Raw genomic sequence first — 20,775 nt, forward strand, 5'->3', positions numbered from 1 at the left:
TAATTCTCCGTTGTTAATCATAAATTTGAGGTTATGAAACGAGTCATGAAAAAGATTTTTCATATTAGAGAATGATAAAATTATGACGAGTTCCATGTTACCTTAAAATAAATTATGAACACATGAAAGCAAAAATATTTTCTCTTTTACTCGTTATAGCGAGCTCTGTTTCAATGGCACAGGTTAACTGGATGTCTTTTGAAGAAGTCAAGAAAGCCATGAAAGAAGAGCCCAAAAAAGTAATTGTTGATGTGTACACAAGCTGGTGCGGCCCCTGTAAAATGATGGAAGCTCGTACATTTAGCAATCCGCAAATCGCTTCCTACATCAACAAGAACTTTTATGCTGTAAAGTTCAATGCTGAAGGTCCAAAACCAGTAAACATACTCGGAAAAACATTTGAAAATCCCAATTACGACCCCAACAAACGCGGTAGGAACGGAACTCACCAACTCACCAGAGCAATTGCTAATGTAAATGGCAGAGTTGCCTACCCAACTGTTGTGTACATGGATCAAGACTTTAATATAATTACACCCGTTCAGGGATTTATGCGTCCTAAACAAATAGAACCCATCTTGCATTTTGTTGTTGATGAAGCGTATAAAGATCAGGAATGGGAAGCCTACCAGGAATCATTTGAATCTAAATTGTAATGAATAAAGCACTTACTACACTCACAACTCTTTTGTTTTTCACTGTTTTAGGTTTCGGTCAGAGCCAAATCAACTGGCTAACCTGGGAGGAAGCCTCTAAAAAGATGGAAGAAGAACCCAAAAAGATTTTCATCGATCTCTACACCGATTGGTGCGGATGGTGCAAGAAAATGGATCAAACAACTTTTAAAGATCCCGAGATCATCAAAGCGATGAACAAAAACTTTTACGCAGTTAAGTTTGATGCAGAACGAAAAGATACTGTCGTTTTTGACGGGTACACTTTTGTGAATCCAAAACCAAACGGAAAACGGAGTACACATATGTTTGCCGCTTCACTGCTCAACAAACAACTCTCCTACCCTTCTTTTGTCGTGTTAGATAAGAACTTTAACAGACTACACATCATCAAAGGCTACAAGCGTGTAGACCCGATGAAAGGCTTGCTCTATTTTTTTGGTACAGATCAGCACAGATCTTACCAGAACTACGTAGTGCAACAAATACAACAGCGCCAACAACAAGCTCAACAGAAAAAGAATAACAAAAGATGATTTAATCATGATCATCTTATTCTTTTATGCTGGAAAGATCGTATGAAGTTAAATCTGTAGATTTTATTTTATTGATTTTCTAAAAAACAAAAACTCAAATTCTTCTCCGTCCTTGAAGTTCCCGCGTTTAAAGATTCCAATTTGCGTGGTTGAATCAGCTAAGTTTTGCCTGATACCGTAGCCGTGTAGTTCTTTGTTTCGAAATGATCCGGCTTCGTAGAGCTGGTTCTGAATAGAGTGAACGCCCTTCACAAAATCGTCTTCTACAAACTTGCCGCGGTAATACTCGGTTTGTTGGGCATTCGTCCTTATTCCCTCACCGTGAAAATTGCCTGCTTTCATTTCTCCTTTGTAAACGTCTCCGCTGGCGAGGTGATACTCTCCCACTCCATCGGGTTGGCTGAAAGCGAAGTCGCCTCGATACCAACTGCTATCGGCAAAAGTGATTTTCCCCTTTCCGTGTGCCATGTCATTTTTGAAATCACCCTCGTAAACGAGATTTTCTTTGATCATTTTTCCGCTCACCTTTTTGCCACCTTTGAATTGTCCTTCAAAAATGTACCCACATTCGCATTTCAACTTGCCATAGCCATTTTCACAGTTTCCGCTAAGGCACTCGTCCTGTGCGGTGACATGGATCTGACCGAAAAATAAGAACAACAGAAGAATTTGCCATTTCATGGGCAAAAGTTAAGAATAACATCCCAAATTTTACATTACTTTGAACCATGGATGTAAGGCAAATACTTTTAGATACAGAATCTACCCTGCGAGATTTTGTTTCCATGATTATGGAACAACAGCATGGTGAGGACTGGATTCAAAACAGCGGTTTATCCAGTGAGCGCATCAGGTTACTGGAGGAAGAAAAAGATGCAAATGATGAGCGCAAAATCTCTATCCAGGATGAAAACAGGCTCATCAATAACACGAATATCATCGATCTTAAAACGATTATTTCAAAAAACTGGACGGGTGATTTTGAAGTAGCTTTTGGTGATTGGGATACGCTCAGTATTTACCTCTCTACCCTTTACCGCTACTACGATACTGATAGTCATCAACGAGCCTTACTCACTCATCAAAAGCACTTGATTTTAGGAATTTCCGGTTTTATCAGAAATCGTATTGTTGTTTACCGGAGCTGGAAAGACGGCAACAAAAAAGGCTTCCCTAAAATTGAAAGTGTTCGCGATAACCTGGGCAATATTTGGGTACCGGGCAAACCGAAAAAGATCAAGACCGGACTTACTCTACATCCGGGAGATACCCTAGAGTTTGTTATTACTGGAAAAGATCCTAAAGACCAGGATTTGAGCTACCGCATTTATCCGTCAAAATGGAGCACTAATAATGTGCAGCTCATTGAGTTGACAGAAAAACATATTGGGTCACAAACCGTTTTTCACATTGGTATTCGAGGTCCGCAAAAACATCATGCCTATCCTTTGGGGCACGATGATCGTGTAACTTTTGAATACGAAGTGTTACCCAACGACTAAAAAAATCGTAAATTTGATTGTTACGCCTTCTTGAACGATGATGGAATTTGACGATTTTTTAACCCGTGACATAGAATTAAAAGATGATTATGAAGGGCACGCAAAGGCCGTGCTGGTTCATTATACGCCATCGTCAAGTCACGAAAAAGCAGTACTCTACGTCCACGGTTTTGCCGATTACTTTTTTCAAAAACACCTCGCCCATTTTTATAATGATGAGGGATATGCATTTTATGCACTCGATTTACGCAAACACGGCAGATCCATGATGGATCACCAACGCCCCAACTTTGCACGATCTATTACTGAATACTACGAAGAGCTTGGAAAAGCAGTAGAAATTATTCGGTCAGAGCACAATTATCTTCTGCTCAACGGTCACTCTACTGGCGGACTCATCACCCCGCTGTTCGTGGCAGAGGATCCGAAGGGGAAACTCGTTGATGCTCTTTTCCTGAACAGCCCGTTTTTCGCTTTCCCCTATCCCAACTGGATGAAGCGCATGTTACTTCCTGCAATTATCAATACCGGGAAATTTTTTCCTTACAAACAATTGCCTGCTAAATTCTCAAAGTGTTACGGTCAGAGTATCAACAAAGCACACCATGGCGAATGGGAGTACGACACCAGCCTAAAACCGATTGAAGGATTCAATGTGTATTTCGGATGGGTTTACGGAGTTTATAGAGCCCAGAAACGTTTGAGACGAGGCTTACACCTCAATATTCCGGTATTCGTTATACACAGTGATCACAGTATATTTAAAATAACTGGCTGGAGCAAAGAATTACAACAAGCCGATGCCGTGTTGAATGTCAACGACATCAGAAAACACAGCGAAAAAATAGGAGAAAATGTAAAGCGCGTTGAAATTGAAAACGCCATGCACGATGTGTTTTTGAGTCCGCCCGATATTCGTCAAAAAGCCTTTGAAGAACTCCACCACTGGCTGCACGATTTAGAGGTTGACCGGGAGTGGAATGAGGGATAAAACTGCTCATAAATAAACAAGTATATCAGACAGATGATTAAATCAGCTTTCATTTTTCTGCTCACATTGAGTCTATTTTCTTGTTCATCTAAAACTAATAGCACTCATTTTAAACCTGAAATAAAAGTTCTATCAGACAGTACTATACTTTTCAATAAGAACCTTATCAAGATTGACAGATTAGAGGATAAGCTCAATTTACATACTCGAAAATACGGAGATGTTAATCACGTTATAGTAGAGGCTGAAAGAAATCAGGATATGAGCATTATTGAAGAAATACAAAGACTATTGGCAGCTGATTCTGTCAACACGATAACTTATGTACTCGAAGGAGATTCGTCAACTGCTTCATTAATAGATGCTTCTAATCTTACTACTCTTAAACTTCACAAAGATGGTATCGTATCAGTTGATGGTCAAAAAGCGAAAAGCAATACCGCAATTCAGAATTTGATTCAGCAAAGTATCAACAATAATAAAGATCAGGTTATTGAGCTATCAATTGATACCGGAGTTGGCTATGATATGTACATAGCAAAAAAGCATGAGCTTCAAACAGTAGTGAGTAGAATCGATTCTTCATTATATATTGAAGAAGAGTCTTTTCAATATTATAGATAGTCTATTATTTTAAGTTCAAGAACAGTCTTGATTTTTAGATGGTAATTTGAATTGTATACTAATCTTATTAAGTTTATAATCACTTTACCTAAAAACAGATATGAAACAACCAATCATCTTGATTGTGGGAATTTGCTTTCTTTTTTGCTTTAACGGGTGTGAGAAAGAAAGTGAATCCGAGAGTAAACAGTCTTCCGGTATTAAAAATCTCAAACTTTCTGGTTCTGACTGTGAAAGCTTTGTGAGATTAATCAGTGGACCTCATTTTGAAGAATTCAATGATATCATTCAGACCAATGATGGAGGTTATGCATTTTGTGGCTACACAAATACAGAGGCAGAAAGCGAAAAGGATATTCTCATAGTAAAAACTGATTGCTACGGTAAAACAGAATGGATGCAAAAAGTATCAAACGAACATTCTGATTACGGGAAAAGTATCATTCAATTATCGACAGGTGACTATTTAATATCAGCTACTTACATGGAAAATCAATTAGTGGCTCATGGCAACTCACAATCAGCTCAATTGATAAAGATTGCCGAGAATGGTGAATTATTGTGGAAAAGGGATGAGGATTCACATGTTTCCAACCAGGAAATAAGAAAGACTAAAGATGAAAATCTATTGCTTTTCAGCTCGTATGAAAATGGTGATTACACGTTAAAAAAAATCACACCTTCGGGTAATGAACTATGGAAAAAGACCTATGAAATTGTTGGTACAATAACTGATGTAAAAGTATATGACAATGGCGAAATAATGCTGAGTGGTTCGAGTAGTGATAGTATTGTTTTGACTAAGCTATCGAGACAGGGAGATACCATTTGGGCTAAGAAAAGTGCCCGGGGAAACAGCATTGGCCTTGTTGTTTCAGATTCGAGCATATTCGTCAACAGCGAACAAAGAAAATCAAATACAGAATTTGAATATTTTATATCGAAATTTGATTTTAAGGGTGATTTAGTTTGGCAAAAACCATTAGAAGAATTTGGAGTTAATACATCGAATTTAATCACTAAAACTCATGATAATCACTTATTGATCGTTTTCAATTATTCTACTGGCTTAAAGTTTCTAAAGCTGAATAGCATTGATGCAACAGTTTTAAATGAAACACAGCTCAATCTCCCTAATTCGTTTTTTAAAGATTTAATCTCAACTGATGATAACGGCTTTATCTTATGTGGCAGGAATCGAATTTCTTTAGGAAATTCTGAAGGGCTTGTAGTAAAAACTGATCAATATGGAAATTGAACTTTATAGACAAAACCAAAGAAAAATGAATCAACTTGTATTCTTTTTATCCTTTTTGATGTATTTGACTTCCTGTCAAAAAGATGATGAAAAAACTGAAGTCATTGAAACTGTTGATTACAGGAATGAAATCGTAGGTGATTATAAAGGAGTATATGTTTACAGTTCCTATGATAACAACAATGACACATTAAATCATGATACAAATGATGTGGTTATTACTTTAAAAAAGAAAGAACATGACTCTTTAGTTGAAGCTGAATTTGAACCCACTCTTACTGAATCCAAAAAAACTTTTAACTTAAAATACAGAAATGGAAAGTTGATCTCGAGTATAGAGAACCACCCTCCTTCCTTTAGTTTTTCAGGCGATAGTTTGTATTTCTATTATCATCCGGTTTCAGGACCTATATTTCACAGATGCTACACAATTAAATAGTATATTAGCTTTGACTATCAATTAATAAAGATGAAAACGAAAGCATTCAATATCTTACTAGGGCTAGTACTTTTTTCACAATGTATTAATGCTCAAATGTACTTCCCTCCTAACAATTCAAATGATTGGGAAACAACTTTACCTTCAAGCCTCAATTGGTGCCAAAGTGAAATTGATAGTCTTTACGCTTTTTTGAATATCAATAACACCAAAGCATTCATCTTACTTAAAGATGGCAAAATCGTCCTGGAACATTATACAAAAGGTCATTCTGCCTCATCAAACTGGTACTGGGCATCAGCGGGTAAAACGATTACGGCTTTTGCAGTTGGGATTGCACAACAGGAAGGCTACTTATCTGTTACTGATAAAACCTCAACTTATCTCGGTCAGGGTTGGACGAGTTGCACGCCTCAACAGGAAGAGAAGATTACTATTTGGAATCAGCTTACCATGACAACCGGTTTAGATGACAATGTCTCTAACCCTTTCTGTACTGAAGACTCCTGCCTGCAATATCTATCTGATGCGGGAACAAGATGGGCATATCATAATGCTCCTTACACACTGTTGAGAGATGTAATTGAAAATGCAACGGGACTTGGGTTGAATATCTACATCAACCAAAAACTCAAAAATCCTACCGGGATGAATGGGTTATTTGTTCAACAAGGTGACAACAGCGTTTATTTTAGTACGGCAAGAAGTATGGCTCGCTTTGGACTACTGGCACTCAACAATGGTAACTGGAATGGAACTCAGGTTCTGACCGATTCCAATTACTTCAATTCAATGGTGAATACATCCCAAAATCTAAACAAATCATACGGCTATTTATGGTGGCTCAACGGAAAAGAGTCTTACATGATACCACAGTCTCAAATGGTTTTTCAAGGCAGTAAAATTCCCAATGCTCCTGATGATATGTATTCTGCAATGGGACTTAATGGACAATTCATCAATGTAATTCCTTCAAAAAACATGGTTTGGATAAGAATGGGAGAAGCTCCGGATAACTCTCTTGTACCGTACGTACTCAATAATGAGATTTGGAAAAGGATAAATGATCTGGAATGTGAAGCACTATCAACTAAGGAGAAAAGCAATAATAGTGAATGGAAAATATACCCTAACCCTGTAACAGATTACCTTAAAGTATCGTCAGGTAAACTTCATACTCCGTTTAAATATTCCATCTATAACACGAAAGGTATTCTCGTTAAAGAAGGTGTTTACAGAAAAGGAATTGACTTATCACAGCTATCAAATGGAGTATACTATTTATCAGCCAATAATAAAGAGGGTAACAATGTGATTAAGTTTATTAAGAACTAGTTGGTACTTTAATGAGATTTAGGCTAAAGCTCCTAAAATAAATTAGTTTTGGAGAGATCAATGAATAAAGGAAAAAGCTCTACCAGGTTATAATATGCTCTTCAACTCTCTTGACTTTGCTGTTTTTCTGCCTATCGTTTTTATCCTTTACTGGTTTGTCACCAACAAAAACTTAAAATTTCAGAACCTGTTAATTGTTGTAGCCAGCTATGTCTTTTACGGATGGTGGGACTGGAGATTCCTCTCTCTTATATTCTTCAGTACGATTGTGGACTACTCAGTTGGATTGGGTCTGAATAAAACCTCATCAAAAAGAAAAAGAAAGTTGCTATTATGGACGAGCATTGCCGTTAATATCGGCTTTTTAGGCTTTTTCAAATACTACAACTTTTTTCTCGAAAACTTTATAGCTGCTTTTTCACTCTTCGGAAAAGAGATCAGCGGGAGTTCGTTAAACATTATTCTACCGGTAGGCATCAGTTTTTATACATTTCAAACATTGAGTTACACGATAGACGTCTATAAAAAGAAACTAGAACCCACTTCAAACTTTATATCTTTTTCGGCTTTCGTGAGTTTTTTCCCACAGTTAGTTGCCGGGCCAATTGAACGAGCTACCAACCTACTACCACAGTTTTACAAAAGAAGAGTCTTCGATTACACAAAAGCTGCGGACGGAATGCGGCAAATACTTTGGGGGCTTTTCAAAAAAGTAGTAATCGCTGATAACTGCGCTGAGTTTGCCGATCAAATCTTCAATAACTCTGCTGATCTAAATGGAAGTACTTTATTACTGGGTGCCTTCTTCTTTACTTTTCAAATTTACGGGGACTTCTCAGGTTATTCTGATATCGCTATCGGAACAGCGAGATTATTCGGTTTTAATCTGATGAAAAACTTTGCCTTCCCCTACTTTTCTAGAGACATTGCTGAATTTTGGAGACGCTGGCACATATCGCTCTCAACTTGGTTCAGGGACTATCTTTACATCCCGCTCGGTGGCAGCCGTGGATCTAACGCAATGAAAGTGAGAAACACATTCATCATTTTTATTGTCAGTGGGTTTTGGCACGGAGCAAACTGGACATTTATCGTTTGGGGAGCTCTCAATGCACTCTATTTTCTCCCTTTACTAATCACAAAAAACAATCGGAATAACATGGAGGTCGTTTCCGGTAAGTATTTGCCCGGCTTCAAAGAATTTGGTTTAATAACACTAACATTTTCACTTACGGTTTTCACCTGGATATTTTTCAGAGCCGAAAACATCTCTCACGCTTTTAGTTACATCGGTGGAATATTGAATGAGTCGTTATTTGATATTCCTGAATTTGAAGGCAGACTCAAAGCCTTGAGAACGATTATTCTAATCGCATTTTTTGTTCTTGCAGAGTGGTTTGGCAGAAAAGAGAAATTTGCAATAGCGAATCTCGCTAACGTTAACAAAAAAGCTATCAGATGGTCAGTTTATTGTTTAATCATGTTTCTAATCGCAATGTATATGCAAACTGAAGAAACTCCATTTATATACTTTCAGTTTTAATGGTCAGATCCAAATGAAAAAATACATACGCAACATATTTCTGCTCACCGGCAGCTTCATAGTTTTCTATGTTGTGGGAATCATTCTGTTTGGAGAATTAACACCATCATTGTTTACCCAAAATTTGAACTACAGAATAGGAACTTACGGTCACTCCTTCACTCGCCTCAAAGAAGTGAAAGATGTAAAAGATGTGGACATCTTATTCTTAGGCTCCTCTCATGCTTACAGAGGGTTTGATCCAGGAATTTACAAAAGAAATGGATTAAAAGTCTTTAACCTGGGCACGAGCTCCCAAACACCAATTCAAACTCACCTACTCTTAAACAGATACTTAAAAAACCTCAACCCAAAACTCATCATTTACGATGTTTATCCTGAGACATTTTCCTCAGATGGTGTTGAATCAGCTGTAGATATCATTGCCAATGACAAAAACGATATGAATTCGTTAAAAATGGCTTTCAACATCAACCATATCAAGGTTTATAATACTTTAATCTATGGTATTTATCGAGACTTACTTAACCTAAACGAAAATTATAAAGAACCTGAATGTAAACGAGGTGGCTGTTACATTTCAGGTGGGTTTGTGCAAGAAAAGTTATCCTTTTATTCGAAAAAAGAATTGAAGGAGAAAAAAATCGAAATAGACCCAAAACAGCTTAAAGCATTTGAAAACATCAGGAAAGAACTTGACAAAAAAAGGATACCGCTAATCCTGGTTTACTCTCCTATTACATCAAACGACTATCAGCGGTACACGAACAACGATAGTTTTGACTCTCTCATGCAGAGCTACTCTACCTACTACAACTTCAATAAAAATCTAAATCTTAATGACTCAATTTATTTTTACGACTCTAACCATCTCAACCAACTGGGAGTCAATATCTACAATAAAGAAATCTTATCAAGATTAGAGCTTATTAAAGACTAACCTTTACCCATTTTTTTCAAATGCAAAAAGTGGCTCTTAACAGCTGAGGCAAATGAAGGCTGATTGTAATAGGGAAGATCCATTTCTTTAGTCGTTTCCCTAACTATTTTAGAAATTGCAGGATAGTGAATATGACAAACATTGGGGAATAAATGATGCTCGACCTGAAAATTTAGTCCGCCTATAAACCATGAGAAAACAGGTGCATCAATTGCATAGTTTGAAGTAGTTCGCAATTGATGAACATACCAGTTTTCATCTACTTCATTTTCGGGTAAATCGTAAAACTCAGCCTCAGGAGTGACGTGTGCCGGCTGGAAAATGAGACTCAAAATCGTTCCGGTAGTCACATGCATCGTCAGATACATTAGGATTATGGTTCCGACCGAAACCGGTAAAATATAAACAGGTAATCCAATGATCAGAGCCAAATAGAGCACTTTCTTTACGATTATGGTAGCGAATACTTTGCGAAACTCAGCTCCTCTTTTCACCAGGCCTTTTTCGCGATACTGGAATAACTTCACAAAATCCTTTATATAAACCCAAAACACAGTTGACAGCGAATAGAAAAACATCGCGTAAATATGCTGGTACTTGTGAAACCATCTCAAGGGCTGGTGTTCTGAAAAACGCAGCACAAATCGCGGATCAATATCTTCATCAGCTTCTTCAATATTGGTAAACGAGTGATGAAGTACATTGTGTTGGAGATGCCAAATGAGCGGACTCATACCAATTATGAAGGTTGAAAACCCCATCAGTTTATTGACCCATGATTTTTGAGAATAGGATCCGTGAAGAGAATCGTGCATAACTAACATCCCGATGAAAGAGGTACCCACTCCCATCAAAATCCACATTGAAAATAAAAAAACGAGATCGTGAATTCCGCTCATCAACATAACAACAAATGGAGCGATGTAGAAAGACAGAGCAAACACAGACTTTACAGCCATGTTCGTATTACCATTCCTGCTGATATCATTTTCTTTAAAATAAGTATTAACACGCTTGCGAATGGTCTTTGAAAAATCGCGATTTACCTTCCTCGAGAACCTGTAGTTAATCATGTATCCCTCTGCCTTTACTTTTTAAAATTTCTTTTTGAAGGCCTTCTATCCAACTTCAAAACTAAACTTATCATTTTTATTGACAAGTGATTGAGGCTGAAACAAAACATATAGTTTTCATAAAACACCTGTTTAAAGAGCTATTCCTAACAAGCATTTTAATGGCTTTTAGTATTTTCGTTCCAAAACAAACGAGATGAAAAAGATACTGTTATCATTTTTTGCTTTTCTATTAACCGGATTCGTTTATTCTCAAAGTTTTGAAGGTGTAATTGAGTTTAAAATTGAATCACCAGGTATTGATGAATCAATGAAATCAATGATGCCCAAAAAAACCACCTCATTCATTAAAGATCAAAAAGTGCGCACTGAAATGGACAATCCAATGACCGGTAAATCCATTACTATCGTTGATAATGAACAAAAAAAAGTGTTTCAACTCATGAATATGGGCGGTGCTAAAAAATGTATTGTGATTGATATTGATGATGAAGATGAAAACAAGGAATCTGAAATCAACAAGCTTGAGGAAACAAAAGAAATTGCCGGTTACACTTGCAAAAAAGTAGAAATTATTCAGGATGAAAACATTACAATTGCCTGGGTTACTGATGAGATTCAAGCTCCTGCAAACAGGAAGTTTAATGAAAAATTAGATGGATTCCCATTATCCTATGAAGTGGAAAATAATGGAATCACAATGATCATGACAGCTACAAATGTTGAAGAAAAACGTGTTAATGATAGCAAGTTTGTAGTTCCTCAAGGCTATGAAAAGATTTCAATGGAAAAAGCACAACAAATGATGATGGGTCAATAAATCTCTATTTGTGACAAAAAAGGAAAAAGCACAATACATAGCTGGAGAACTGGAAAAACTCTACCCTGAGACTCCAGTTCCGCTCGATCACCAGAATCCGTACACTTTATTAATCGCTGTTTTGTTATCGGCACAATCGACTGACAAGCGCGTTAACCAAACCACTCCTGCTCTATTCAAACGTGCTGATAATCCGTTTGATATGGTGAAATTATCGCCCCGGGAAATTGAAGACATAATCAGGCCATGCGGACTGGCACCTGCCAAATCGAAAAACATTCACAAACTCTCTCAAATTCTAGTTGAGAAATACAACGGTCAGATCCCCAAAACCCTCAAAGAACTGGAGGAACTCCCCGGAGTTGGTCACAAAACAGCTTCGGTTGTGGTTGCTCAGGCATTTGGAGAGCCGGCTTTTCCGGTTGACACGCACATTCACAGATTGATGTACCGCTGGGGATTATCAACCGGGAAAAACGTCAAAAAGACTGAAGAAGACGCAAAACGATTATTTCCAAAAGACATTTGGAATAAACTTCACTTACAAATCATTTTTTACGGCAGAGAATACTCGCCAGCTCGCGGACTCAAACTTGAAAAAGATTTCATCACCCGTGAAGTTGGTAGAAAATCAATTCTCAAAGAGCACGGCTATGCCTGATTTTTGAAGTCTTCACTGCAATACACCTCAACGACTGACGGCAGAATACTCACATCAATTTTTGAGACAGGTTTTTGCAATTCCCCATCAATCTGAAACGATTGTGCTGGATCTAACTCAATAGTTGCTTGTTGGACTGATATAATTTCAACCTGATCGGCATCATATTCAACATTACCTGTAATAATTGAGCCTGCCGATTTTAAGATCGATAAAGCTGATGCTTGCTTGATCACACACAACTCTACCGTTCCGTCACTCACATTACCTCTGGGATTGATAATAGCTCCCGTTCCAAACATCCTGGCGTTGGCTATGCTCAACATGTAAGCTTTACCGCTGTATAGCCGGCCGTCATCGGCTCTGACCAAATAACTAAATGCTTTTTTACTCGTGTATTTTTGAAAAAACTGATGAGCATAAGTAGCAAAACCGCGAGAGTCAGATTCGTCAAATCCTTTCACAATTTCTGCATTGAGCCCAACATCAGCAAGATGAATGCTGTACTCTCCGTTAATGCGAACCATATCTACTTTAACAGAGTGACCTTCTTCAATAATTCTCCAGGCTCTTTTGAAAGATTGCTGATCGAGGATAGGAATATTGAGCATCATCGTGGGCAAATCAAGCTCTGCAGCCATTCCATTAGCTGAACCTACAGGAAACAATCCGATGGGAATATTTTTGTCCATCACCACTTCAGCGGCCATGAGAAGCGTTCCATCACCACCGGCTACGAGAAGCTTATCAGGATTTAAAGATTCAACCTTTTCTTCCAATTTAGCGTAGTCGTTATTCCCGGTAGTTTCAAAGATTTCTAAATCAAAACCCTTACTTTGCGCCTGTTCCTGCAAAAAATAGGTGAGCGATTTTTTATTTGAGTCGCCCGATACGGGATTGATAACAACTAAATAGATCATACGCAATATTAAAAACCGAACTTACAACATTGAATACGATTTTACTGCATAGAGGATTTGGTTCAAAGAAAAAACTTTTCATCTGTGGTCACGCTTTCAGGAAGTACCCTGTTCGCAGGCACGACCGCAAACGCAGTAAACTCCGCAACATTATCAACAACATTAGAAGGTTTGCACCAACAGTTTATAAAAATGTTGAAATAACGGTTTCGGTCAGATCCCAAAACTTCACGACAAAAAGCGATAAATCGGGATACTTCGAACTCGAAATTCCAATCGAACACGAACGCGAGGGTTGGCATTACTATTCGGCTACTTTTTCCGGCTCTGATCGTGAATTTGAAGGAGAGTATTACATAGCAAAGGAAGATGGAGTTGGGGTAATCAGCGATATTGATGACTCATTACTCGTTTCTCACTCGGCCTACAACCTGAGGAAGTTATACACGCTGCTCGTCAACAACTCTCACTCTCGAAGGGCTGTTTCTAACATCGATGAGCTGGAAAATATTTGGGAATTGGAAAACCAGGGAAACACACCTGATTTCTTTATCTATCTCTCAAATAGCGAGTGGAATCTCTATGATTTCCTCATCGATTTTTTTGATGTCAATGAGTTGCCGCGCGGAGTTTACCTCCTCAACTCTATCATTACTCACTTCTCTGAGTTTTTCACCAAGCAGGGCAAAAAGCTTCACAATAATCATAAAGTAAAATCGATAGAAAGACTGATCAGCTACTTCCCTGAAAAACGCTGGCTCTTGGTTGGAGACACTGCACAACACGATGTCAATATTTTTGAAAGTGTAATCATTGCTCACCCAAATTCAATTCAGGCAATTATCGTGAGAGAAATCAAGGAAAAGCACGAACGCAAAACAGCTGATATTAAAAAACTGTCAAACGAAAAGAACATCCGGTTTTACACCTACTAATTTATTCTTTGACATTAAAAAAGCCGATTCTCATTTTTCGGAGAACCGGCTCAATAATATCAACCATGAAACCTATAATCTGAGAAATTATTTGTTGTCGTTGTAGCGCTTATTAACTTCTTCCCAGTTAATCACATTGAAGAATGCGTTAATGTAATCTGGACGCTTGTTTTGATACTTCAGATAGTAAGCATGTTCCCAAACATCAAGACCTAAAATTGGTTCCCCGTCACAGCCAGAGTTTGGCATAAGTGGATTGTCCTGATTTGGTGTAGAGCAAACTTCTAATTTTCCTCCTTTGTGAACACATAACCATGCCCAACCTGATCCGAAACGTGTGGCAGCAGCGTTAGAAAATTCTTCTTTGAATTTGTCGTAAGAACCAAATTGTTCATTGATTGCATTAGCAATGTCACCTGATGGTTCTCCACCACCATTTGGAGACATCACTTCCCAAAACAATTTGTGATTCCAAAAACCACCACCGTTGTTGCGAACTGCTGTGTTGTCTAAATGATTTGCTAATAAGTCTTCGATACTTTTATCTGCTAGATCAGTACCATCGATTGCTGAATTGAGTTTTTTCGTGTAACCAGCATGGTGCTTTGAATGGTGTATCTCCATTGTTTGAGCATCAATGTGTGGTTCTAATGCATTGTAATCGTAAGGTAAATTTGGAAGTTCAAATGCCATAATATTTATATTTTATTGATGTTTAATTATAAATTCTCTACAAACTTATATGTTCACAAGTTATTTTAAAAGTGTTTCTCATAAATAAAGGTTATAGTTTGATTAATAAAAACCATTCTAATTTTAAACCTGCTTTAAAGATAACTGATTCCAGCAACACTACTAAAAACAGCTAATGTTCTCCCGGGCTTATAATCATATTGAAAGTTTTTTGAAAATCTCTTACTACAAATGAAAAAATACATAGTAGTTTTACAGCCTTTTCACAGATTTATAAGAAATGGCATTACAGGAAGAATTCAAATCACAGGGCGATTTTCTATTCAAGAACAGAAGTTACATCCCTTTGATCGTGCTACTCGTTGCACTCATTCAAATTTATTTTCAGGCAAACAAAGGACTCGACTCTCACTGGCCTTTCAGTTACAACGGATTAGAAATAACGGGAATTGTCATCGCATTCATCGGTTTTTTCATTCGTGTGGTTACGATTGGTCAGTCAGCTAAAAATACTTCAGGTAGAAACACATCTGAAGGTCAGGTTGCCGATCATCTCAACACTTCAGGCATTTACTCAACTGTTCGCCATCCGCTATACGTAGGAAACTTTTTCATGTGGCTTGGGCCGGCAATAATGACACAAAACCTTTGGTTTGTACTGGCATTCATTCTTTTCTACTGGGTTTACTACGAAAGAATCATGTATGCTGAGGAGCAATTCCTTAGAGGTAAATTCAAGGATGCTTACCTCAACTGGTCAAAACAAGTACCGGCATTTGTCCCAAAACTATCAGCTTACCGTTCAAGTGATCTCGACTTCACCTGGAAAAAGGTGATCAAAAAAGAGAAAAACGGTTTTGCAGCTATATTCATTGTTTTTGCAGTGTTCAGAGCCGTTCACGATTACGGAATCTACGGAAGAGCTACTTTCGAAGCCTGGATTTACACAGCAGCTATTGTTGGTGTAATTATTTACCTCATCATCAAATATACGCGAAAATTCACACATTTATTTGATGAAGACGACCGTTAGTCCAGTTTACACAAAAGTTTTAAATTTGTAACTGTGAAAGCAATTGCGGTTATATTGAGTGCTTATTTATTACTCGTTGCATTTATCCCGTGTTCTGACCATGCAATTGGTTTGCAGGATGATGAAAGTGTGGAAAACATGACTCCAATTGGCAATCACGATCATCATCTACCACATTCTGTAGATGACTGCTCTCCTTTTTGTTACTGCCATTGCTGCCTCATTGATGTCTCTGTTCCCGGTATGAAGACTTTTGAAGAGCCTGTATCCTACAGGACATCAAATAGTATATTACGCACTCAAAACCTCAAATCAGGTTATTTAGATTCTCTTTTCCGGCCTCCCCAGGTTTAGTTCCATTTGATTTGAAATGACTGGTGAATTGTCATTAGTCTCAATACATCATTGAACTAAACTTTAATTTTATGATTAACAGAATTATATCCTTTTCAATAAGGAACAAGTTCATTGTTGGTCTTCTGGTAGCTGCTATAGCCGGTCTTGGAATTTACTCCATGTCCACTGTAAAGCTTGGCTCAGTTCCAGATATCACCAACAACCAGGTGCAGGTAATTACTGTATCTGAAAACCTCTCAACAGAGGACATCGAGCAATTTGTCACTTATCCGGTTGAGCTCGCAATGGGAAACTTGCCCGGAGTTGTGGAAATACGATCTATTTCACGCTTTGGGTTATCAGTGGTGACAATTGTTTTTGAAGATGATATGGGAACTTACCTCCCACGTCAACTCGTGCAGGAAAAACTCAGCACGGTCAAGAAGGAAATTCCCGAGAAATTCGGCAGTCCTTTCATGGGACCAATTGCGACCGGACTGGGAGAAATATACCAGTACACAATTTCACAAAAAGAAGACGCTGACACGAGTTACACTCCTCAACAATTGCGAACAATTCAGGACTGGTTGATCAAACGCCAACTAACCTTAATTGAAGGTGTTGTAGATGTCAATTCTTTTGGCGGATTTCTAAAGCAATATGAAGTTGCTATCAATCCAGATAAACTCAACGCTCACAATGTCACAATCTCTCAGCTATTTTCCGCTTTAAAAGAGAACAACGTAAACACTGGAGGTTCTTACATCGCGAAAAATAAAATGGCAAACTTCATTCGTGGTGAAGGGCTTGCCAAATCGATTGAGGACATTGAAAAAATCGTTGTCCAAAACGAATCAGGAATTCCGGTAACCGTAGCTGATGTTTCAGATAGCGTGTATTTTGGAAACCAGGTTCGGTACGGAGCTTTTACGCGTGATGGTCACGAATCTGTTGGCGGTATTGTAATGATGCTCAAAGGCGCCAATCCAAATACGGCTATTGAAGCGGTTAAGAAGCGAATGAAGACTGTTGAAAAATCACTCCCTCCGGGTTTAACTATCAAGCCATTCCTCGATCGCAGCGAGTTGATTGCGCGTACAACAAGCACTGTTAGTCAGAACCTTATTGAAGGGGCTCTGATCGTGATTTTTGCGCTCGTGTTGTTGCTGGGTAGTTTCCGTGGCGGACTCATCACAGCCACTACGATTCCTCTCTCCCTGCTTTTTGCCTTTATTCTCATGAAGCAATTTAACGTTTGGGCAAACCTGATGAGTTTGGGAGCTATCGACTTTGGGATTATCGTGGACGGTGCTGTGATCATTATTGAAGGTACGGTTTATGAAATCCAAAAACGACTGAAGAGTGGTAAATCCATCACACGCAAAGATGCTGATGAACTGGCTTATCAATCGGGAAGTACGATGATGGGATCAGCCTTTTTTGGTCAGCTTATCATCCTCATCGTGTTCACTCCTATCCTTTTCCTCACCGGTGTAGAAGGGAAAATGTTTAAACCGATGGCTTTCACCTTTGGTTTTGCCATGATAGGAGCTATAATTCTGTGTCTCACTTACGTACCAATGATGAGCGCGCTCTTTATGAAACCGATGAAGAATCAAAACCACTGGTTTGCCAAATTTGAACGCAGACTCGAAACCTTGAGTAACCACATAATTGGGTTTTTCCACAAAGCATACGAGCCGGTTATCAAATTAGCACTGAGATTCAAAGCAGCTATCATCATTTTAGCTGTCGCCATTTTTGGAATTACAACTTTCACCTTCAGCCGCATGGGAGGTGAATTCATTCCACAGTTAGATGAAGGTGACCTGGCAATGCAGGTTTTGATCAGACCCGGAAGTACAGTCGATGAATCGGTCGACTTATCCATCAAGATTGAGAATATTCTGCTGGAAAACTTCCCAAACGAGATCAAAACTGCTGTTTCCAGAATTGGTGTTGCTGACATTCCAACTGATCCAATGCCGATGGACATTGCCGATATGGCGATTATATTGGAAAAAGATCACGACAAATGGACCGCTGCAGATTCAAAAGAAGAACTGATCGAAAAAATTCGCCATAAACTCAACGAAGAGCTGGCCGGATTCAAACTGGTTTTTAGTCAGCCCGTTGAGTTACGATTCAATGAATTGCTCACTGGTGTACGCGAGGATATCGCAATCAAGCTGTACGGTGAGGATCTAACCGTTTTATCAGATAAAGCAGAAGAAATTGGCCAACTCATTGCAGATATTGAAGGTGTTGGTGACGTCAACACAGAACGCATTTCAGGATTGCCACAAATCACAGTTGATTTCAACAGAGATAAAATCGCTCAGTACGGACTCAACATTGCCCGACTCAATGAATATGTGAGTACTGCATTTGCTGGCGGAAAAGCAGGAGTCATCTTTGAAGGTGAAAAGCGTTTCAATCTTGTATTGAGACTCAGCAAGGATCAGCGAAGCAGTATTGAGGATGTTAGGCAACTGCTCATCGATTTGCCAAATGGTCAACAGGTTCCGATGGAAGAAGTAGCCAACATCGAGTACAAACCCGGGCCTATGCAAATCTCGCGTGACAACACCTACAGGCGAACGTATGTTGGCATCAACACGCGCGGAAGTGATGTGGAAACTGTTGTCACCAATATCCATGAAAAACTCGATGCAGAGCTCGACTTACCTCCGGGTTATTACATCAACTATGGTGGTGAATTCGAAAACCTGGAACGCGCAAAAGGCAGACTCAGCATTGTTGTGCCAATTGCTCTATTCCTTATTTTCATTCTCCTCTACTTTGCGTTGAAATCATTTAAGCAATCACTGATGATTTACATTGCCATTCCGCTCGCTGCTATTGGAGGAGTTTACGCGCTCTATTTGCGCGGAATGCCTTTTAGTATCTCAGCCGGAGTTGGCTTTATCGTACTGTTTGGTGTAGCGGTTTTGAACGGGCTCGTTCTCATCAACCGGTTCAACGAGTTAAAAGAAGAAGGCGTGAATGACATCAGGGAACGTATCATGCTGGGAACGAAAGAGCGTATTCGCCCAATTATGCTTACCGCCACAACTGATATCTTCGGCTTTTTGCCCATGGCATTTTCAACATCAGCCGGAGCTGAAGTTCAGCGACCACTGGCAACTGTTGTGATTGGCGGAATGTTGACCGCTACGCTACTCACACTCGTTGTTATACCAGTCCTCTACTCCATTTTAGAAAAACGTAAAACAATGAATAAATCAACAAATGCATTGACTGTTTTGGCTTTGCTGTTTATGAGTCAGTTCAGTTTTGGTCAGAACCAAACTGAGCTCCAGCCCATATCAGTACAACAGGCTGTAGACAAAGCTGTCAATAACTATCCGGCTTTGAAAGTTGCAGCTTTGGAAGTCGAGCAGCAGGAAAAGCTGAAAAAGACGGCTTATGATTTTGGGAACACACAACTGTACAGGCAACTTGAAGAAGCCGGAAATGGCATTGAAGGAGTTCGTACAAATTTCGCTATTCAGCAACAACAGATTGATGTTTTTGCGATTCCGGCTAAACTGAAAGTACAACGCAAGCAAATTGCCGCTGCACGCGCTAAACAGGATCTGACCGAAATACAGATCAAGCGCAATGTACAATCAGATTGGGCACGTGTTGTGGCAGCGAGAAAACAACTCACTGTTTTTTCACAACTCGATTCTGCATTTGCAAAGTTGATGAACGCTGCTGAAATTCAGCGGGAAACTGAAGAGATCTCTGAACTGCGTTTCCTGGCTACTCAAAACCGCAGACATCAAATCGCACTACAAAAAGAGCAATCCTATCGCGATTACACGATTGCGCTGCAAAAAATGAATAGCTGGTTCGTTGAGGATACGCTCTACACTGCTTCGATTGAAGACTTGAATGATGTTGCATCTCCAATTGTTGACGTGAATGATTCTGTCAACACACATAGCGAGCTCAATATCCTACAAAGACAAATCGAAGTAGCCGATGCTCAATTGGGTCAGGCAAAAAGTCAATTTCTTCCCAAATTACAGGGATTGTACGGTGTTCAGGAGATCAACGGACAGGATGGATTTCAAATCTATCAGTTTGGAGTGCAAATTCCGCTTTTCTTCTTTTCAGAGCTTGGAACAACGCAAAGTGCAGGATTGCAAAAGCAAATTGCACAGGAAAATTACAATGCTCAAAAGCTAAAATTCTACGCCAGGTACTCTCAAACGAAAGAGAACTATGTGAAATGGCTCAACTCGTGGAAGTACTACAAAACGAAAGCGCTTCCGCTTGCACAAAAACAGCGAAGAGGCGCGCTCATCGCTTTTGAGCAGGGCGCAATTGATTATGTAGCATTCCTTCAAAATATCAACGATGCCATTCAGCTCGAGATCAGTGCATGGAGTGCCTACGAGCAAATGCTGATCAATAAATTCTCACTCGAATATTACACAAACAATAAATAAGA

The 20,775-nt window shown here is 38.9% G+C and carries 20 protein-coding genes; 16 read left to right on the top strand and 4 right to left on the bottom strand.

The window, feature by feature from the left end; all coding sequences use genetic code 11:
- The first annotated feature begins 122 nt into the window (after positions 1–122).
- A complete protein-coding gene (locus RI557_RS03210) occupies positions 123–656 on the top strand; it encodes a thioredoxin fold domain-containing protein (RefSeq protein ID WP_310667567.1) in 534 nt (177 codons plus the stop codon).
- Positions 656–1,210, top strand: a complete 555-nt coding sequence (locus tag RI557_RS03215) for a DUF255 domain-containing protein (protein ID WP_310667566.1) — start codon at positions 656–658, stop codon at positions 1,208–1,210. Before RI557_RS03210 ends, RI557_RS03215 begins: the two co-directional genes overlap by 1 nt.
- A gap of 63 nt (positions 1,211–1,273) precedes the next feature.
- Here the strand turns inward: RI557_RS03215 and RI557_RS03220 are convergent, their stop codons facing one another.
- Positions 1,274–1,891: a hypothetical protein gene (locus RI557_RS03220; protein ID WP_310667565.1), complete on the bottom strand. Its 618-nt coding sequence runs from the start codon at positions 1,889–1,891 to the stop codon at positions 1,274–1,276.
- 47 nt (positions 1,892–1,938) lie between these two features.
- Between RI557_RS03220 and RI557_RS03225 the strand changes: the two genes are divergently transcribed.
- The 8 genes from RI557_RS03225 to RI557_RS03260 all read left to right on the top strand — a co-directional run bounded on the left by RI557_RS03225 (position 1,939) and on the right by RI557_RS03260 (position 9,842).
- The gene (locus tag RI557_RS03225) at positions 1,939–2,712 is read left to right on the top strand and encodes a hypothetical protein (protein ID WP_310667564.1); all 774 of its coding nucleotides are present in this window, start codon (positions 1,939–1,941) and stop codon (positions 2,710–2,712) included.
- 37 nt (positions 2,713–2,749) lie between these two features.
- A complete protein-coding gene (locus RI557_RS03230; protein WP_310667563.1) occupies positions 2,750–3,703 on the top strand; it encodes an alpha/beta hydrolase in 954 nt (317 codons plus the stop codon).
- Between the two features lie 33 nt (positions 3,704–3,736).
- Positions 3,737–4,327: a hypothetical protein gene (locus RI557_RS03235; protein WP_310667562.1), complete on the top strand. Its 591-nt coding sequence runs from the start codon at positions 3,737–3,739 to the stop codon at positions 4,325–4,327.
- A gap of 241 nt (positions 4,328–4,568) precedes the next feature.
- On the top strand, positions 4,569–5,585 hold the full coding sequence (locus RI557_RS03240; protein WP_310682097.1) for a hypothetical protein: 1,017 nt from the start codon (positions 4,569–4,571) through the stop codon (positions 5,583–5,585).
- Between the two features lie 25 nt (positions 5,586–5,610).
- Positions 5,611–6,024 carry a hypothetical protein gene (locus RI557_RS03245; protein ID WP_310667560.1) on the top strand — a complete coding sequence of 138 codons (414 nt, stop codon included), beginning with the start codon at positions 5,611–5,613 and terminating at the stop codon, positions 6,022–6,024.
- A 30-nt stretch (positions 6,025–6,054) separates the two neighbouring features.
- Positions 6,055–7,359: a serine hydrolase gene (locus RI557_RS03250; RefSeq protein WP_310667559.1), complete on the top strand. Its 1,305-nt coding sequence runs from the start codon at positions 6,055–6,057 to the stop codon at positions 7,357–7,359.
- 94 nt (positions 7,360–7,453) lie between these two features.
- Complete coding sequence (locus RI557_RS03255; RefSeq protein WP_310682099.1) at positions 7,454–8,902, top strand: MBOAT family O-acyltransferase; 1,449 nt, start codon at positions 7,454–7,456, stop codon at positions 8,900–8,902.
- Positions 8,903–8,915: 13 nt separating this feature from the next.
- A complete protein-coding gene (locus RI557_RS03260; RefSeq protein ID WP_310682101.1) occupies positions 8,916–9,842 on the top strand; it encodes a hypothetical protein in 927 nt (308 codons plus the stop codon).
- On the opposite strand, the gene RI557_RS03265 is transcribed toward RI557_RS03260, so the two are convergent.
- On the bottom strand, positions 9,839–10,915 hold the full coding sequence (locus RI557_RS03265; RefSeq protein WP_310682103.1) for an acyl-CoA desaturase: 1,077 nt from the start codon (positions 10,913–10,915) through the stop codon (positions 9,839–9,841). The genes RI557_RS03260 and RI557_RS03265 overlap by 4 nt on opposite strands.
- A 196-nt stretch (positions 10,916–11,111) precedes the next feature.
- Between RI557_RS03265 and RI557_RS03270 the strand changes: the two genes are divergently transcribed.
- Entirely contained in the window at positions 11,112–11,735 is a 624-nt protein-coding gene (locus tag RI557_RS03270) for a DUF4412 domain-containing protein (RefSeq protein WP_310667555.1), read from the top strand.
- Between the two features lie 10 nt (positions 11,736–11,745).
- The gene (gene nth / locus RI557_RS03275) at positions 11,746–12,396 is read left to right on the top strand and encodes an endonuclease III (protein WP_310667554.1); all 651 of its coding nucleotides are present in this window, start codon (positions 11,746–11,748) and stop codon (positions 12,394–12,396) included.
- Here nth and RI557_RS03280 read toward each other — a convergent pair.
- Positions 12,387–13,316, bottom strand: a complete 930-nt coding sequence (locus RI557_RS03280; protein ID WP_310682113.1) for a diacylglycerol kinase family protein — start codon at positions 13,314–13,316, stop codon at positions 12,387–12,389. The genes nth and RI557_RS03280 overlap by 10 nt on opposite strands.
- A gap of 29 nt (positions 13,317–13,345) precedes the next feature.
- Here RI557_RS03280 and RI557_RS03285 point away from each other — a divergent pair, with 29 nt between their 5' ends.
- Positions 13,346–14,251, top strand: a complete 906-nt coding sequence (locus RI557_RS03285) for an App1 family protein (RefSeq protein ID WP_310682116.1) — start codon at positions 13,346–13,348, stop codon at positions 14,249–14,251.
- A gap of 87 nt (positions 14,252–14,338) precedes the next feature.
- Here the strand turns inward: RI557_RS03285 and RI557_RS03290 are convergent, their stop codons facing one another.
- Entirely contained in the window at positions 14,339–14,944 is a 606-nt protein-coding gene (locus RI557_RS03290) for a superoxide dismutase (RefSeq protein WP_310682118.1), read from the bottom strand.
- A 280-nt stretch (positions 14,945–15,224) separates the two neighbouring features.
- Between RI557_RS03290 and RI557_RS03295 the strand changes: the two genes are divergently transcribed.
- From RI557_RS03295 to RI557_RS03305, 3 genes are all read left to right on the top strand, one after another.
- A complete protein-coding gene (locus RI557_RS03295; protein ID WP_310667550.1) occupies positions 15,225–15,977 on the top strand; it encodes an isoprenylcysteine carboxylmethyltransferase family protein in 753 nt (250 codons plus the stop codon).
- A 33-nt stretch (positions 15,978–16,010) separates the two neighbouring features.
- Positions 16,011–16,331 carry a DUF6660 family protein gene (locus RI557_RS03300; RefSeq protein ID WP_310667549.1) on the top strand — a complete coding sequence of 107 codons (321 nt, stop codon included), beginning with the start codon at positions 16,011–16,013 and terminating at the stop codon, positions 16,329–16,331.
- A gap of 71 nt (positions 16,332–16,402) precedes the next feature.
- Positions 16,403–20,773, top strand: a complete 4,371-nt coding sequence (locus RI557_RS03305) for a CusA/CzcA family heavy metal efflux RND transporter (protein WP_310667548.1) — start codon at positions 16,403–16,405, stop codon at positions 20,771–20,773.
- Positions 20,774–20,775 lie beyond the last annotated feature (2 nt).

It is taken from the genome of Salibacter sp., from assembly GCF_031581065.1.
Lineage (GTDB): Bacteria > Bacteroidota > Bacteroidia > Flavobacteriales_G > Salibacteraceae > Salibacter.